Origin of the sequence: Tenacibaculum sp. TC6 (genome assembly GCF_050606265.1) — a bacterium.
In the GTDB taxonomy this organism is placed as follows: domain Bacteria; phylum Bacteroidota; class Bacteroidia; order Flavobacteriales; family Flavobacteriaceae; genus Polaribacter.
Window position 1 is genome coordinate 1 of sequence record NZ_JBOCUK010000053.1, and the last position, 15,005, is coordinate 15,005.

Below are 15,005 nucleotides of genomic sequence, written 5' to 3' on the forward strand. Positions count from 1 at the left end.
CAAAAAACCAGAGAAGCTAGCCTCTCTGGTTTAAATAATATTTTTTAAATCTGTCAACCTATTTTAGGACGACTCAGTCTTCTGAACTATTATTTTCCAATAATCTTTTAGCTTGTCCTTTCCAATCATCTCTGGCAATTCTACCGGGAAAAAACTGGATTAAATCTGTAATAATTTCAATATCATCTTTAGAAAGTTTACTGATTTGGGTATAGGTATAAATACCAATACTATTTAATTTCTTTTCAATAAAGTTTCCAATACCGTTAATTAAGGTTAAATCATCTTTAGTTTCTTCAGAAGCTATTCCTATATTTTCAAAATTAAGTTCTTTAGGATATTTTATTTCTATACCTCCACGCTCAACAGTTTTCTTAGCTCTGATGGTCGATTGCATTTCAGTTCTTAATTCTGTAATGGTTTCTGTACTTTCTTCTAATTGTGATTTGTACTTGTTTTTAAAATATAACCATGAAAAAACATAACCGATAAGGAAAGAACCAAACATCCAAAAGAATAGCTCGAGGAGATGTAATGTTTTGTTAGTTATAAATAGGATCATATTTAAGGGAGTTTGTTAGTTGATTAGTATTTCAATTCGTTTATTTTTAATTCTGTTTTTGGTTGTATTATTATCAACAATAGGAGCGGTTTCTCCTTTTGATTGTACGTTCAGTTTGTTTTTGTCTATTCCTATATTTTCAAAATAAGCGGCAATACTCTTGGCTCTTTCTAAAGCAATTTGATAATTACTATCATCATTACCCATATTGTCAGTATGACCTGTAATGGTTACTTTTTTTTCCGGATGTTTCTGTAAGTAATTTTTTAACTCAACAGTATAGGCTTGTATAGTTTTATCAGGTTTTACTGTATTTGTATTAAAATCAGGATATAAAGTTTTATGGGTTATTTCTTGTTCAAGAGTGGCGCGTTTTTCTTTAGAAATATTTTTAAAAGAAATGGTAATTCCGTTAGCATAATATCCGTCTTTATCATAGGTGTAGTTAGTTACAGAATCTTTGCTAACTAATTTTAAAGGGTTCACACCATATTTAACTAATTGGCTTTTTAAATATTCAGCTCTGGCTTTACCAAAAGTTAAATTATTGTTGACCATTTCAGAAGGTAAATATTGAGCAGAAATTATAATTTCCTTATCAGGATGGTGATTTAAAAAATTATAAATAGAATCTTTAAAATAATGGAAATTCTGAGGAAATAATACCCTAGTATGGCTATTATGGGTAATAAATTTATGGTTGAAAGGAAGAACTGTAATTGTTTCTTTAGTTTCTGAGATAGTTTCTATAGTCTTTTGTGGTATTACAGTTGCCGGAGGAGAGTTTTCTTGTTTTTTTATAGTGTCATTTTGAATTTCAGCCTTTTCTTCACCTGTAGTTTGTTTAGCCAAAGGGTCATCGTAATAGCTATTACGGTTGTATACAAGTAGAGCAAGTACAGCCCAACATAAAAAAACGAGAAAAGCTTTTAAAAAGTTTCTCATAAAATAAGGGGAGTTGATTTTGTTTCAGCCTTAAATTTATAAAAAACTTTTAATTAATCAAATTGTTAGGTATTTAAGAGAAGTACGTTTTTGTTTTTTTGTTGGCATGGTATTTTTAAAATGGAAGCTCATTATAGACATTAATTGACTGATTAGGAGTAATATTTAGGTATAAAAAAACTCACCTGTTTTGAGGTGAGTTTTTAAAAATATAGATGAAAAATTATTTAATTAACTCGTAACTACGTTTAATAAAATTAGTTAATTCTTCACCATGTAATAAGTTTTGAGATAACTTAGCTAAATCAAATGCTTGAGAAACTAAACGAGATTGTGTTTCTGTTTCTGCATTTAAAATTTCAGATACTAACGGGTGATTTGTATTTACTACTAAATTATACATTTCAGGTAAATTACCCATTCCCATCATACCTCCTCCGGTAGCACTCATTTCTTTCATACGACGCATGAATTCCGGAATGGTAATAAGGAAAGGTGAGGCGCTAGAATCCATAGCCTCTAACTGTACAGTATAGTGAGTATTGTTTATAGCACTTTCAATAACGGGTTTTAATTTTTCTTTCTCTTCATCAGAAAGTTTAGAGATAATAGTATCATCTTTTTTGATTAAATTATCAATATGATCAGCATCAACACGTGTAAATTGAACTTTGCTATCACCGGTAGTTTCTAATTTTTGCATTAAGTGAGAAACAATAGGCGAATCTAGTACTAATACTTCATAACCTTTAGCTTTTGCCGCTTCAATATAACTATGTTGAGCATCTTTATTAGCAGCATATAATAAGATATGGTTACCATCTTTATCTGTTTGAGCATCTTTAGTTTTTTCAACTAACTCTTCAAAAGTAAAGTACTCGTTATTAACAGTGGGGAATAAGGCAAACTTTTTAGCTTTATCAAAAAACTTTTCCTCAGATAACATTCCATATTCAATAATAACTTTAATATCGTTCCACTTTTGTTCAAAATCTTCACGATTATTTTTAAATAAAGAAGTTAATTTTTCTGCTACTTTTTTAGTAATATAACCAGAAATCTTTTTAACTGCTCCATCAGCCTGTAAATAAGAACGAGAAACGTTTAAAGGAATATCCGGTGAATCAATAACACCTTTAAGCATTTGTAAGAAATCAGGAACAATACCTTCAACATTATCAGTTACAAAAACTTGGTTTTGATATAATTGAATTCTATCTTTTTGAACGTCTAAATTCTGACTTAATTTAGGGAAGAATAAAATTCCTGTTAAATTAAACGGATAATCAACATTTAAGTGAATGTGAAATAAAGATTCTTCAAATTGCATCGGATATAATTCACGATAGAAGTTTTTATAATCTTCATCTTCTAAATCTGAAGGTTTTTTAGTCCAAGCAGGTTCAGTATTGTTGATAATGTTATCAACTTCAATTTGTTTATGAGGCTCTTTAGTTTCTTTCCCGTCTTCATCAGTAATTGTTTGCGGGGTAAAATCAGGATCGTTTATTTTTTTAGTTCCGAATTTAATTGGAATTTGATTAAAACGATTGTATTTAGTAAGTAAACCTCTAATCTTTCCTTCTTCTAAAAATTCAGTAGAATCATCAGCAATGTGTAAAATAACAGCTGTTCCTCTGTCAGATTTGTCATGCTCAACAAGTGTATATTCTGGAGAACCATCACAAGTCCAATGTGCAGCAGGCTCATCTTTATATGATTTGGTAATGATTTCTACTTTATCGGCTACCATAAATGCAGAATAAAAACCTAATCCAAAATGGCCAATAACACCTGTTTCATTTTTGTCATCTTTATACTTTTCTAAAAACTCCTCAGCTCCTGAAAAAGCAATTTGGTTTATGTATTTTTCAACTTCTTCAGCTGTCATACCTAAACCTTGATCTTTAATGGTAAGTGTTTTATTCTCTTTATCAATTAGTATTTCTATTTTAGGAGCGCCATATTCAACTTTAGCTTCACCAATAGAAATTAAATGCTTTAATTTAGTAGTCGCATCTGTAGCGTTAGAAATAAGTTCACGTAAAAAGATTTCGTGATCAGAATACAAGAATTTCTTAATCAGTGGAAAAATATTCTCAACTGATACATTAATGTTTCCTTTACTCATAATTTTATATTTTGATTGCTTTTATTTTTGTTTTTACATACAAGTCAAAAAAAATACCAAGCTCATATAAAATGACAAGATGACAGGTTTTACGGATGATGAAGATTGTTTATTGTTTAAAAAATTAAAAATTAGTACTTTTGGAGGCTGAAAATTTGCATACAAGTAAAAAAATAACATAAAAAATTATGTATAGTTCAAAAATTACAGGATTAGGGTATTACGTGCCTGATAACGTGGTTACAAATGATGATTTAACCCAGTGGATGGAAACGAGTGATGAATGGATACAAGAAAGAACCGGGATTAAAGAGCGTCGTTGGATAGATCCTAAAACAGGTGAAACCACTTCTTCAATGGGAGCAAAGGCTGCTAAAATAGCGATAGAGAGAGCTGGTTTATCTAAAAATGATATTGACTTTATCATTTTTGCTACTCTAAGTCCTGATATGTATTTTCCAGGGGGCGGTGTTCGTGTTCAGGATATGTTAGATATGCCTACTATTGGAGCACTAGATGTGCGTAATCAATGTTCCGGATTTATTTACTCTCTGGCAGTAGCTGATCAGTTTATAAAAACGGGTATGTATAAAAATATTTTGGTTATAGGTTCTGAAAATCATTCTGGAGGTTTAGAAAAATCAACCAGAGGAAGAGGGGTTACTGTAATTTTTGGAGATGGAGCCGGAGCAGCGGTTTTATCACGTAGCGAAGAAGAAGGAAAGGGAATTTTATCATCTCATTTGCATTCAGAAGGAAAATATGCCGGTGAATTAGCATTAGAAGGACCTTCAACAAGCCGTTGGGTACCTGAAATTATGGAAGCTAATGATCCTGATGATGTATCATATTACCCATATATGAACGGACAATTTGTATTTAAACATGCAGTAGTTCGTTTTTCTGAGGCAATTGTAGAAGGTTTACAAGCAAATAACTTGCAGAAAGAAGATATTGATATGTTAATTCCTCATCAGGCAAATTTACGTATTGCACAATTCATTCAGAAAAAATTTGACTTACCTGATGAAAAAGTATACAATAATATTCAAAAGTATGGAAATACTACAGCTGCTTCAGTAATTATAGCGTTAACTGAGGCGTGGGAAAAAGGAAAAATTAATGATGGTGATTTAGTAGTGTTAGCTGCTTTTGGTAGTGGATTTACTTGGGGTTCTGTAGTTATCCGTTGGTAAAAAATATTTTTTAGTCTTTCAGAGTTTTAGGAAACTAAAATTTTGAAAGACTTTTTACTAAACTTAGTTTAGTTGATTCTTTTTATAATTTCATCATATACAAAACAATAGTAGTCGTGATACTTAGGTAATAGTACATTTTCTAACTGTTTTGTTTTTTTTATAGTTTCCAAATCAAAAAGCTGTATTTCATCAACTTCTGTTTCCTGAAGAGTTAAATTGTTTAGAGGCGTTGTTAACTCTGCAATAAAAATATGGTGGAACTCATTGTCTATAATTCCGTTTGGATGATTTACCTGATGCTTTCTGGTGCCTATTTTAAATAAATGTTCCGGCGCTATGTCAAAATTTATTTCTTCTTTTACTTCTCTCAGCGCAGCATCTATAATATTTTCTCCAGCTGAAATATGACCTGCTACCGATATATCCCATAATCCGGGAAATACTTTTTTGGTTAAGGATCTTTTTTGTAGCAAAATTTTAACATCAGAAGTATATAGCCAAACATGTACAGTAGGGTGGAAGTACCCATATTTATGAGCTTCGGATTTTAAACAGGTTTTTCCTGTGTAGTTACCCTTTTCATCAATAATATCTATAAGTTCATCCATGTTACTGTTAAGATAATTTTGTGTCAAAAGAAGACGTTTATGTGGATGGTAAGAAGTAAATCCACGAAATTTATCTGTTAATTAAAAGCGTCATTACGTTAAAGTAGAAAGAACAACGTTATTGTTTTGCCTTTTTTGTAACGACGCTTCTTTGTTTGTATATTATTTGAAATAAGAGAAATTTTCTCCGTTTTCAATTTTTAATAAACTCTCGTAAATTATTTTAATTACATTTTCTACATCCTCTCTGTGTACCATTTCTACTGTAGTATGCATGTAGCGTAAAGGTAATGATATGAGTGCAGAAGCAACACCTCCGTTACTATAAGCAAAAGCATCAGTATCGGTACCGGTAGCTCTTGATAAGGCAGAACGTTGGAAAGGAATTTCATTACTTTCTGCAGCATCAATAATTAAATCACGTAATTTTTGTTGTACGGCAGGAGCGTAAGCAATAACAGGTCCTTTCCCCATTTCTAAATGACCTTCCTTCTTTTTATCTATCATAGGAGTAGTTGTGTCATGGGTAACATCAGTAACAATAGCTACGTTAGGTTTAATAGTTTGGGTAATCATTTCAGCTCCGCGTAATCCTATTTCTTCCTGTACAGAGTTGGTAATGTATAATCCAAAAGGAGGTTTTTTTCTATTTTCATGTAATAAACGTGCAACTTCAGCAATCATAAAACCTCCCATTCGGTTATCTAAGGCTCTACAGACAAATTTATTTTCGTTTAAAATATGAAACTCATCAGGGTAGGTAATAACGCAACCTACATGTACACCTAATTTTTCAACTTCTTCTTTAGTAGAACAACCACAATCAATAAAAATATTATCTAATTGAGGAGCTTCTTCTTTTCCACGGTTACGAGTGTGAATTGCCGGCCATCCAAACACACCTTTTACAATTCCGTTTTTAGTATGAATATTTACTATTTTACTAGGAGCAATTTGATGATCACTACCACCGTTTCTAATTACATAAATAAGACCGTTATCAGTAATATAATTTACATACCATGAAATTTCATCTGCATGTCCTTCAATAACTACTTTGTATTTAGCATCCGGATTAATAACCCCAACAGCAGTACCGTAGGTATCCGTGATAAATTCATCTACATAAGGTTTTAGATAGTCCATCCAAATTTTTTGACCATCCCATTCATAACCGGTTGGTGCGGCATTATTTAAGTATCTTTCTAAAAAGTCTAATGACTTTTGATTTAAAATTGATGTTGAAGCCATATTTTAATTGTATTGATACGTAAATTCAAGTTAAAAGTTAACTCCAAAACTTACGTTTTTCATTTAATTCTTCTTGTTCTTTAATTTGTTCAGGGGTAAGTACTTTTAAAAATGACGGATGTTGCTCTATTGCATATTGAATTTTTTCAACAATACTTTCAATAGTTTCCTTGTCATAATCTATCTCCAAAGGATCTTTAATAATCATCGATTGTAAAACGTTACGCTTTTTTATTTGCAATCCTTTTTTGTCAAAAGAGCGTCTGAAACCATCAATAACAATAGGGATTACTATTGGTTTATACGTTTTAATTATATGTGCAGTTCCTCTTCTTATAGGTTTAAAAGCAGTAGTAGTTCCTTGAGGAAAAGTAATTACCCAGCCATCATCTAAGGCTTTTCCTATATTAGAAATATCAGACATTTTTACCTGCCTGTTCACGTCTTTTCCTGAACTACGCCAAGTTCTATCTATAGAAACAGAACCGGTATAAGCAAAAATTTTAGGTAAAAGTCCGGAACGCATGGTTTCACCGGCTGCTACATAATATATATTTAATTTTGGATGCCATATATAACCAATGTTTTTAATGTTATCAACTCTACCTTTTAAGGCTGCATTAAAAACATGAAACATGGCAGCTACATCAGCAAAATATGTTTGGTGATTTGAAATAAAAAGAACGTTTTTTTCAGGGAGTTGACGAATAATTTCAGAACCTTCTATTTGTAGCTCATTAAACCTACGGTAACGACCGTGTGATATAACTCCTAAAATACGTATAAGCCATTTTTTTATCCATAAAATGTGTCCGAACGGATTCCTTTTAAATAAGGGCATATTTATGTTGGTTTTATTAGTATAATGCTAAATTACAAAAGAAAAAGAACAATGTTATTATTTAATTAAATCTTTAATTTCAGATAACATCATAGCAGTGGCTCCCCATACAATGTAATCGTTTAATTTAAAGCAAGGTACTTCAATATTTTGCATATAAGAAGTATTCATAGGAACAGAAATAATATTATTGTCATCAAGTAAATCTTCAACTAAAACCTCAATAATATTAGCAACTTCATTATTGGGAATAAAAGAAGGTTTATGTTCGCAAAATCCCATAAAAGGAGCTACGAGAAAATTACTGGGTGGAATATAAGTATCTGAAAGTTGCCTGATAATAGTTATTTCATTGGTAGTTACTCCAACTTCCTCATCGGTTTCTCGTAAGGCAGTTTCTTCTAAAGTATTATCTTGGTTATCAACTTTACCTCCGGGAAAACTTATTTGCGCAGAATGAGTACCTTTATAACTGGCTCTTTGGGTTAGTAAAAAATTGGTTCTATTGTACTCATCAGGATAAAACAGTGCTAAAACAGCCGCTTGTTTCGGTGTTTTAGTTAAAATCATTTCTTCTGAATATTTTTTTCGTAATTCAGGAGCTAGTTTAAATTGAGATTGTATGCCTCCTAGTGAGCTATGTTGAAAACGATGTATTTGATTGATAAAATCAGAAAAAAACATATTAATTGTATATTTAAAAACAAACATATTACATTTAAAAAAGGAAAACCAATTTTTGGCTTGAATTTTGCTCTTTTGTAAACATTAAAATCTAACAAAAAACATGAATAAAGAATATAAATATCAAAAGCTCTTTTTGAGTCTGGTTTTAGACGCAGTAGGATATGTTTCTTTTTTGATTCCGGGCTTGGGAGAACTATCTGATGTTGTTTGGGCTCCGGTTTCCGCTTATTTAATGACTAAAATGTATAAGGGAAATAAAGGTAAAATAGCAGCGGCAGTTACTTTTATAGAAGAAGCAATGCCTGGTTTAGATGTAATACCTACCTTTACCTTAATGTGGTTGTTTACGTATGTATTTACAAGCTCGAAAGAACCTAAAAAAACAATAGAAGTTTAAAAAATGATAAAAGCAATGACCTATAAATATAAGTCATTGCTTTTATCTATTATATAGAATTACTTTTTCATACTTAAAAAAGAAAAGTGATAGTTGATACCTACATTTACAAATGTGGTGCTTAAACCACCACCTTTTGCTTTTACGTATCCTAAGGCACCTCTAAGGCTTAAATTATCTGATAATTTATAATTTATACCTACACTAGGTTTTACAATTAACCCTTGTCCTGTACTTATACCGCCACCGCCGGCAGCGCCTCCTAATATTTGACCAAAAATAGAAGTGGAGTTGTTAAAGAAACGATTACTCATAACTCCTAAACCAACAATACCTTCTGCATAAGCACCTGCATCCCCAAAATTAGCAAAGGAGGTTTGTCCGGCACCGTAGACGTACTTGTTTAAGAAGAAATTAATTTGCAGTGATATTTGATGCATATTTTGGTTAAAACCTCCGTCTCTCTGAGCATCTAAATATAAATCTTGTTTTACAATGGCTTCTAATCCTTTAAATCTTCCTTTTGAAAAGGAAAGGTTGTCAGAATTAATACCATCTTTGTCGAGATAATATTTAAGGCCAAAACCAAAAGTTGATGTTACAAAATGAGAATTAGGACTCATTAAGTAACCTTTATTAATTGATGCATATACATTATCAAAAAGTTTTTGTTCTAAAGATAGATCAGGATAAATTAAAAAACCACCTTGTGTATCAACGCCGCCACCTCCACCGGCTCCAACTCCAAATTTAGCGAGAATGTTCGTTCTGTTTTTATTCATAGATAAATGATATCCTCCTCCAAGAAAAATATCCATATATCCTGCTTTTATTCCATGATAAGCACCATCAGCCTTTACAAAGAAGAAAATGTTATCTGTTATGTAGGAATTTACTTCAAAACCGGCTAAACGAATTGTGTTTCCTTTATACGATCCTTTAGTAACAGATAAATTGTTTAAATGAACTAATAAAGAAATACGACTACTGTTTATATTCCAGTCACTATTTTGTAAATCTTCAAAAGAATATTCTTTTTCTAAATTATCGAAAGAAGATGATTTAAAAGATAGAGGAATTTGAACAGCCATATTAAATTGGCTGCTGTTAATAGTTCCGCCATCAAAAAAGTTTACATAACTATATCCGGCAGTTGTAGAAAAGTATTTAAAATCATATCCTAAATTAATATGAGGTAAAATAAATGCACCTCCACCATCAGGAGCACTGGCACCACCGCCACCGCCAAAATGAATTCCGGCGTCAACAAATAATTTATCGGTTATTTTTTGTTGAATTCCGGCATTAATTCCTAAGGTAAAAAAACCTCCTCTAATACCGCCAACAGCTCCGTAAAAGCCAAGTCCGGCATAGCTCCATTGATTAATTTTTAAATTATAGTGCAAACCGGCAAAATCCATGTTGGCTTCATCACTGGGCATTTTGATAGAAAGAAAGTCTAATTGACCAAAACCTTGTTGTGTTTTTTGAATTGCTAATTGTTCTTGTCCGTAAAAAAAATGAACACTCAATATTAAACATACTATGAGTGTTCTTTTAATTATGTTGTTAAACATAAAATATGTGAGTTAATTTTAATGATGTATTTGTTGTCTTTTACCGTTTATATATGAAGCCACAAAAGCATCTTTAAATCCTACTTTAACTAATTCGTTTTTTAGTTTTTTGGCTTCATCTAAAGAGGCAAATATACCTAAAGAATATTTAAAGTAACCATCATCAGGAACAGCTATTCCAGAAAGCATAGCTTTAGATAATAAAGGGTATTTGTTTTTTGAAAACACACCAATTTGCACTGAATATACAGTACTTCCTTTACTGTTTTTAGAAATTTTCCCTAGTGTTTCATCAAGGTTTTCTTCACTTAGAGAAGCATTATCTAAATTTGATTCTTCGTTGGCATTGTTTAAACTATCAATAACACGTTGTGCTTCTTTAGCTTTGATTTCTTCAATATCAACAGTATTATTATTGTTAACAATTATTCCTTCACTATTCAGTGTTCCGTTTTTGAATAAATAAATGACTCCAATGGCAATTCCTAGAAAAATAAACAATAAAACAATTATAGTTCTTGACTTTTGTTTTTGATGTTTATAGCTTTCCTGAAGCTCATTTAATTCTTTTTCAGATTCTTCTAATTTAAGTTTAGCAGTATCAATATCTTCTTGCATTAACTGATACTTCGCTTCTTCAATAAATGGCATACCCCTAATATTTTAAGTTGATTTCTGCTACTAAAATACAAATCTTTTTTAATTACTCTTTCTTAAGGTAATGATAACTCCTTTAGAAGCAGGTGTATTACTTATTCGCGCCTTACTTTTTATAGGAACTAAAACATTAGCCTCCGGAAAATAAGTAGCTGTACATTGTTGAGGAATACTATAAGGAATAACCAAAAATTTTGTGGCTATTCTTTGTTCTCCTTCAAAATGACTGATTAAATCTACAGTGTCTAGTTTTGATAATCCTAAATTAGCCATGTCATTTGGATTCATAAACAGTACACGACGTTCATTTAAAACACCACGATAACGATCATTTAAGCCATAAATAGTGGTGTTGTATTGATCGTGAGTTCTGATAGTCATTAAAATAAACTGATCTTTTTCTAAAAAAATATCTGAAGGTTTATTTAGTGTGAAATTGGCTTTTCCGGTAGAAGTAGGAGAGAAGTCATTATCTCTGGCATTATTGGGTAGGTAAAATCCTCCTTTTATACGTACTCTTTTATTATAGCTGTCAAATCCGCTAATTGTAGCTTCAATTTTGTCTCTTATTAAATCATAATTTGAGGCTAACTCAGCCCAGTTAACTTTTGATGTGTGAAGAGTAGCTTCAGCTATACCGGCAACAATAGCAGGCTCACTTAATAAATGATCTGAGGCCGGATGTAAATTTCCTTTAGATTGGTGAACAACTCCCATTGAGTTTTCAACAGTAATAAATTGTTCTCCGGTTTTTTGAATATCTTTTTCTGATCTTCCTAAACAAGGAAGTATTAAAGCCTTTTTGCCATGTATTAAATGACTTCTATTAAGTTTAGTAGAAACATGGACTGTTAAATCGCAGTTTTGTAGTGCTTTAGCTGTATACTCGGTATCAGGAGTGGCAGAAATAAAATTACCGCCCATTCCTATAAATACTTTTGCTTTTTTAGCATGCATAGCTTCAATAGCTTCTACAACATCATATCCGTGTTTTCTTGGGGCCTCAAACCCAAATTCCTTTTCTAAAGACTGTAAAAAGTTTTCTTTAGGTTTTTCCCAAATACCCATAGTTCGATCACCTTGAACATTTGAATGACCACGAACGGGGCAGGTGCCTGCTCCTTGTTTTCCTATACTACCTTTTAAAAGTAATAAATTAACAACCTCTCTAATATTATCTACTCCGTTTTTGTGCTGTGTTAAGCCCATAGCCCAACAAATAATAATTTGATCATTATTAATAATAAGCTGTAGTGCTTTTTTTATCTCCGGAAGTGTGAGTCCTGTTTGAGGTAATAGTTCTTCAATTGTGTAGGTGTCTAAATTAGCTAAAAACTCATTAAGACCATGGGTTTTTTCATTGATGAATTGATGGTTAAAAACAGAATTAGGTTGTTCCAATTCTTTTTCTTTCATCAATTTCATAATAATTTTTAAAAGAGCTACATCGCCGTTTATTTTAACTTGTAAAAATAAATCGGTTAATTTTTGTCCGTTACCAAACCATTTAATAGGGTTTTGCGGATCAACATAATTCATTAAACCCACTTCAGGTAGAGGATTTATAGTAATAATTTTCCCTCCGTGATCTTTAGTTTCTCCTAATGCCGTTAACATTCTTGGGTGATTAGTCCCCGGGTTTTGTCCCATAACAATAACTAAATCGGCATGTTTAAAATCATCAAGAGTAACAGAACCTTTTCCAATCCCTAGAGTTTCAGATAATCCGGATCCGCTACTTTCATGGCACATATTAGAACAATCAGGAAGATTATTTGTTCCATATTGTCTAACAAATAACTGATATAAATAGGCTGCTTCATTGCTTGTTCTTCCTGAAGTATAGAATATAGCTTCATCCGGAGAACTTAGTTTATTAAGTTCTTCTCCAATTATACTAAAAGCATTTTCCCAAGAAGTTTCTTCATAATGAGTGCTGCCTTCATGTAAAATCATAGGATGTGTAATTCTTCCGCTTTTTCCTATTTCATAGTCAGACCATTCTGAAAGCTCTTCAATAGAATGTGTTGCAAAAAATATAGGGCTAACTCTGTTTTTTGTAGCTTCTTCCGCAACAGCTTTTGCCCCGTTTTCACAATATTCAGCTAAAAAGGCTCTTTTTTCATCAGGATCTGGCCAAGCACAACCAGGGCAATCAAAACCATAAGTTTGATTCAAGTTTTTAAGTAACTTAAAACTATTAGAAATTCCTGTTTCAGATATAACATGACTTAAAGCAGATTCAATAGCTTTAGTGCCAACGGCTTTATCCGGAACTTCGATTAATTGTATTCCTGTTAATTTTTCAGGAGGTTGTGCATGTATTTTTTTAGTACTCATAAGTAATATATTGTGGGTTTGAGTATATGGTCATTTTATTATTTCTGCTGAAACCAACTAGGCATATTCCAAATTCTTTAGCAAAATCTACGGCAAGTGAAGAGCAAGCAGATACGGCAATTATGATTGGTATTTTCGCAAAAAAAGCTTTAGTCACAATTTCATAAGAAACACGCCCGCTTACTAACATGATTTTTGCAAGGTTAAGTTCTTGTTTTAATAATAAACTTCCAATACATTTATCTACGGCGTTATGCCTACCTATATCTTCTTTACACGTTAATATGTTAGAATTAACATCAAATAGAGAACAAGCATGACTTCCTCCGGTAATTTTAAATGTAGTTTGAAAAGATACCATATAATCAAACATACGCTTAATGGAGTCGGAGGTAAGTTTTAATTGCGTTTTTAGTTGCGAACCGGAAACCTGTATATCGCTTATTTCTTTTTTTCCGCATATGCCGCAAGAAGAAACAGATAGTAACGTTCTTTTATTTAAATAACCTTTGCCAAGTGCTTTTTTATCAATAGTTATATTGATAACTGTATTATAATAGGTGTCATCTTCTATAGACTCTATAATAAAAGGTTGTTTCTTTCTATAAATGTCCTCTGCATATAAAAGACCACTAATTAACTCAACATCATTTCCCGGTGTACGCATAATAACTGTATAGGGTTGATTATTGATGTTTATTTGTAAAGGAGCTTCTATAACCAAGCTGTCTTCAATTTCAGAAGAGTTATGTGTAGAGACTTTTATAGATTGGTATGCTCTGGTTTGTTCCATAAAAAACAAAGATAGCTAATAAAAAAAATAAAAATAAAAATTGGTCTAGATTTAAAATAATTAACTTTAGCGCTTGTTTTATAAATAGACATAACTATTATTAGTAATGAAAAAGATTTATACCTTATATATTATTTTACTTAGCACAGTAGCTGTAGCACAAATAAAAGATTCTGTGCCTAGCTTTGCTGATGACTATTATTTAATAAAAGATGGAGACTCATTAATGATTCATCTTAATGAAGTATCTGTTTTGCCTAAACATAAGTTTAACTCTAATATAGACGTTCATTATTACTTTTGGTTTAGAAAAAAAGTTTTTAAAGCTTATCCCTATGCCATGTTAGCTTCAAAAAGGTTAGATAGTTTAAATGTTAGGATTTCTAAGATTAACTCCAAAAGAAAAAAAAGAGAATATATAAAACGAGTTCAAAAGTACTTAGAAGAAGAGTTAACGGATAGACTTAAAAAGTTAACGCGAACCGAAGGCCGTGTACTTTTAAAGTTAATACATAGACAAACAGGAAAAACGGCTTTTGATAATATAAAGGAATTAAGAAGTGGGTGGAAAGCCTTTTGGTACAATACAACCGCAAACTTATTTAAACTGTCATTGAAATCTGAATATGATCCTGAAAGTGTAAATGAAGATTATTTAATAGAAGATATTATACAAAGAGCCTTTATAGATGAATCATTAGTATTTCAAGAACCAAAACTTAAAAGAGATTACTTAGCTATACTCTCTAAAAAGAAAGGAAAAATAGATGTAGAAGAGTATAAAAAGATGTTTGCTAAACAGAAAAAAAAGAAATCTAAAAACTAGTTATATTTTTTTGATTTGTAAGTTATTGTTATTCATAGGTTTGGTTTTGTATTTAAAAATACTTTAAAAAAAGGTTAAAAAAAAGTTGTGGGGATTAAAAAGGGTTGTATATTAGCACCCGCTAACGGAAATAGCAACAGCGAAAAGAGGTTAGCAACGTTCATTAAAATAGGGTTATAAGATACGGTGAG

Annotated in this window: 14 protein-coding genes; 3 read left to right on the forward strand and 11 right to left on the reverse strand. The window is 31.5% G+C overall.

The genetic code is table 11. The features are described from left to right. Nucleotides 1–73 precede the first annotated feature (73 nt). From ACQY1Q_RS16650 to htpG, 3 genes are all read right to left on the reverse strand, one after another. The gene (locus tag ACQY1Q_RS16650; protein WP_431006459.1) at nt 74–562 is read right to left on the reverse strand and encodes a hypothetical protein; all 489 of its coding nucleotides are present in this window, start codon (nt 560–562) and stop codon (nt 74–76) included. Between the two features lie 15 nt (nt 563–577). Then, nucleotides 578–1,507 carry an OmpA family protein gene (locus ACQY1Q_RS16655; protein ID WP_431006460.1) on the reverse strand — a complete coding sequence of 310 codons (930 nt, stop codon included), beginning with the start codon at nt 1,505–1,507 and terminating at the stop codon, nt 578–580. A 223-nt stretch (nt 1,508–1,730) separates the two neighbouring features. Next, the gene (gene htpG / locus ACQY1Q_RS16660) at nt 1,731–3,638 is read right to left on the reverse strand and encodes a molecular chaperone HtpG (RefSeq protein WP_431006461.1); all 1,908 of its coding nucleotides are present in this window, start codon (nt 3,636–3,638) and stop codon (nt 1,731–1,733) included. Between the two features lie 188 nt (nt 3,639–3,826). On the opposite strand from htpG, the gene ACQY1Q_RS16665 reads away from it, so the two are divergent. Beyond that, nucleotides 3,827–4,834, forward strand: a complete 1,008-nt coding sequence (locus tag ACQY1Q_RS16665) for a 3-oxoacyl-ACP synthase III family protein (RefSeq protein WP_431006462.1) — start codon at nt 3,827–3,829, stop codon at nt 4,832–4,834. Nucleotides 4,835–4,902: 68 nt separating this feature from the next. On the opposite strand, the gene ACQY1Q_RS16670 is transcribed toward ACQY1Q_RS16665, so the two are convergent. The 4 genes from ACQY1Q_RS16670 to ACQY1Q_RS16685 all read right to left on the reverse strand — a co-directional run bounded on the left by ACQY1Q_RS16670 (nt 4,903) and on the right by ACQY1Q_RS16685 (nt 8,221). Beyond that, on the reverse strand, nt 4,903–5,472 hold the full coding sequence (locus tag ACQY1Q_RS16670; protein ID WP_431006463.1) for an NUDIX hydrolase: 570 nt from the start codon (nt 5,470–5,472) through the stop codon (nt 4,903–4,905). 135 nt (nt 5,473–5,607) lie between these two features. Further along, the gene (locus tag ACQY1Q_RS16675; RefSeq protein WP_431006464.1) at nt 5,608–6,696 is read right to left on the reverse strand and encodes a M42 family metallopeptidase; all 1,089 of its coding nucleotides are present in this window, start codon (nt 6,694–6,696) and stop codon (nt 5,608–5,610) included. A gap of 37 nt (nt 6,697–6,733) precedes the next feature. Next, complete coding sequence (locus tag ACQY1Q_RS16680) at nt 6,734–7,537, reverse strand: lysophospholipid acyltransferase family protein (protein WP_431006465.1); 804 nt, start codon at nt 7,535–7,537, stop codon at nt 6,734–6,736. Between the two features lie 57 nt (nt 7,538–7,594). Beyond that, a complete protein-coding gene (locus ACQY1Q_RS16685) occupies nt 7,595–8,221 on the reverse strand; it encodes an NUDIX hydrolase (RefSeq protein WP_431006466.1) in 627 nt (208 codons plus the stop codon). Nucleotides 8,222–8,324: 103 nt separating this feature from the next. On the opposite strand from ACQY1Q_RS16685, the gene ACQY1Q_RS16690 reads away from it, so the two are divergent. Then, nucleotides 8,325–8,621, forward strand: coding sequence for a hypothetical protein (locus ACQY1Q_RS16690; RefSeq protein ID WP_431006467.1), 297 nt, complete (start codon nt 8,325–8,327; stop codon nt 8,619–8,621). 59 nt (nt 8,622–8,680) lie between these two features. On the opposite strand, the gene ACQY1Q_RS16695 is transcribed toward ACQY1Q_RS16690, so the two are convergent. The 4 genes from ACQY1Q_RS16695 to fdhD are packed head-to-tail and all read right to left on the reverse strand — an operon-like array spanning nt 8,681 to nt 13,988. Beyond that, nucleotides 8,681–10,198, reverse strand: coding sequence for a hypothetical protein (locus ACQY1Q_RS16695; protein ID WP_431006468.1), 1,518 nt, complete (start codon nt 10,196–10,198; stop codon nt 8,681–8,683). 18 nt (nt 10,199–10,216) lie between these two features. After that, nucleotides 10,217–10,849: an SPOR domain-containing protein gene (locus ACQY1Q_RS16700; RefSeq protein ID WP_431006469.1), complete on the reverse strand. Its 633-nt coding sequence runs from the start codon at nt 10,847–10,849 to the stop codon at nt 10,217–10,219. A gap of 48 nt (nt 10,850–10,897) precedes the next feature. Further along, a complete protein-coding gene (locus tag ACQY1Q_RS16705; RefSeq protein ID WP_431006470.1) occupies nt 10,898–13,195 on the reverse strand; it encodes an FdhF/YdeP family oxidoreductase in 2,298 nt (765 codons plus the stop codon). After that, nucleotides 13,185–13,988: a formate dehydrogenase accessory sulfurtransferase FdhD gene (fdhD, locus tag ACQY1Q_RS16710; protein ID WP_431006471.1), complete on the reverse strand. Its 804-nt coding sequence runs from the start codon at nt 13,986–13,988 to the stop codon at nt 13,185–13,187. Before fdhD ends, ACQY1Q_RS16705 begins: the two co-directional genes overlap by 11 nt. A 106-nt stretch (nt 13,989–14,094) precedes the next feature. Here fdhD and ACQY1Q_RS16715 point away from each other — a divergent pair, with 106 nt between their 5' ends. Next, nucleotides 14,095–14,814: a DUF4294 domain-containing protein gene (locus tag ACQY1Q_RS16715; RefSeq protein WP_431006472.1), complete on the forward strand. Its 720-nt coding sequence runs from the start codon at nt 14,095–14,097 to the stop codon at nt 14,812–14,814. The last annotated feature ends 191 nt before the right edge of the window (nt 14,815–15,005 follow it).

Bases quoted from the DNA above. Each gene is read 5' to 3' on its own strand.
- ACQY1Q_RS16650 (WP_431006459.1), bottom strand. From the start codon at position 562: ATGATCCTATTTATAACTAACAAAACATTACATCTCCTCGAGCTATTC.
- ACQY1Q_RS16655 (WP_431006460.1), bottom strand. From the start codon at position 1,507: ATGAGAAACTTTTTAAAAGCTTTTCTCGTTTTTTTATGTTGGGCTGTA.
- htpG (WP_431006461.1), bottom strand. From the start codon at position 3,638: ATGAGTAAAGGAAACATTAATGTATCAGTTGAGAATATTTTTCCACTG.
- ACQY1Q_RS16665 (WP_431006462.1), top strand. From the start codon at position 3,827: ATGTATAGTTCAAAAATTACAGGATTAGGGTATTACGTGCCTGATAAC.
- ACQY1Q_RS16675 (WP_431006464.1), bottom strand. From the start codon at position 6,696: ATGGCTTCAACATCAATTTTAAATCAAAAGTCATTAGACTTTTTAGAA.
- ACQY1Q_RS16680 (WP_431006465.1), bottom strand. From the start codon at position 7,537: ATGCCCTTATTTAAAAGGAATCCGTTCGGACACATTTTATGGATAAAA.
- ACQY1Q_RS16685 (WP_431006466.1), bottom strand. From the start codon at position 8,221: ATGTTTTTTTCTGATTTTATCAATCAAATACATCGTTTTCAACATAGC.
- ACQY1Q_RS16690 (WP_431006467.1), top strand. From the start codon at position 8,325: ATGAATAAAGAATATAAATATCAAAAGCTCTTTTTGAGTCTGGTTTTA.
- ACQY1Q_RS16695 (WP_431006468.1), bottom strand. From the start codon at position 10,198: ATGTTTAACAACATAATTAAAAGAACACTCATAGTATGTTTAATATTG.
- ACQY1Q_RS16700 (WP_431006469.1), bottom strand. From the start codon at position 10,849: ATGCCATTTATTGAAGAAGCGAAGTATCAGTTAATGCAAGAAGATATT.
- ACQY1Q_RS16705 (WP_431006470.1), bottom strand. From the start codon at position 13,195: ATGAGTACTAAAAAAATACATGCACAACCTCCTGAAAAATTAACAGGA.
- fdhD (WP_431006471.1), bottom strand. From the start codon at position 13,988: ATGGAACAAACCAGAGCATACCAATCTATAAAAGTCTCTACACATAAC.
- ACQY1Q_RS16715 (WP_431006472.1), top strand. From the start codon at position 14,095: ATGAAAAAGATTTATACCTTATATATTATTTTACTTAGCACAGTAGCT.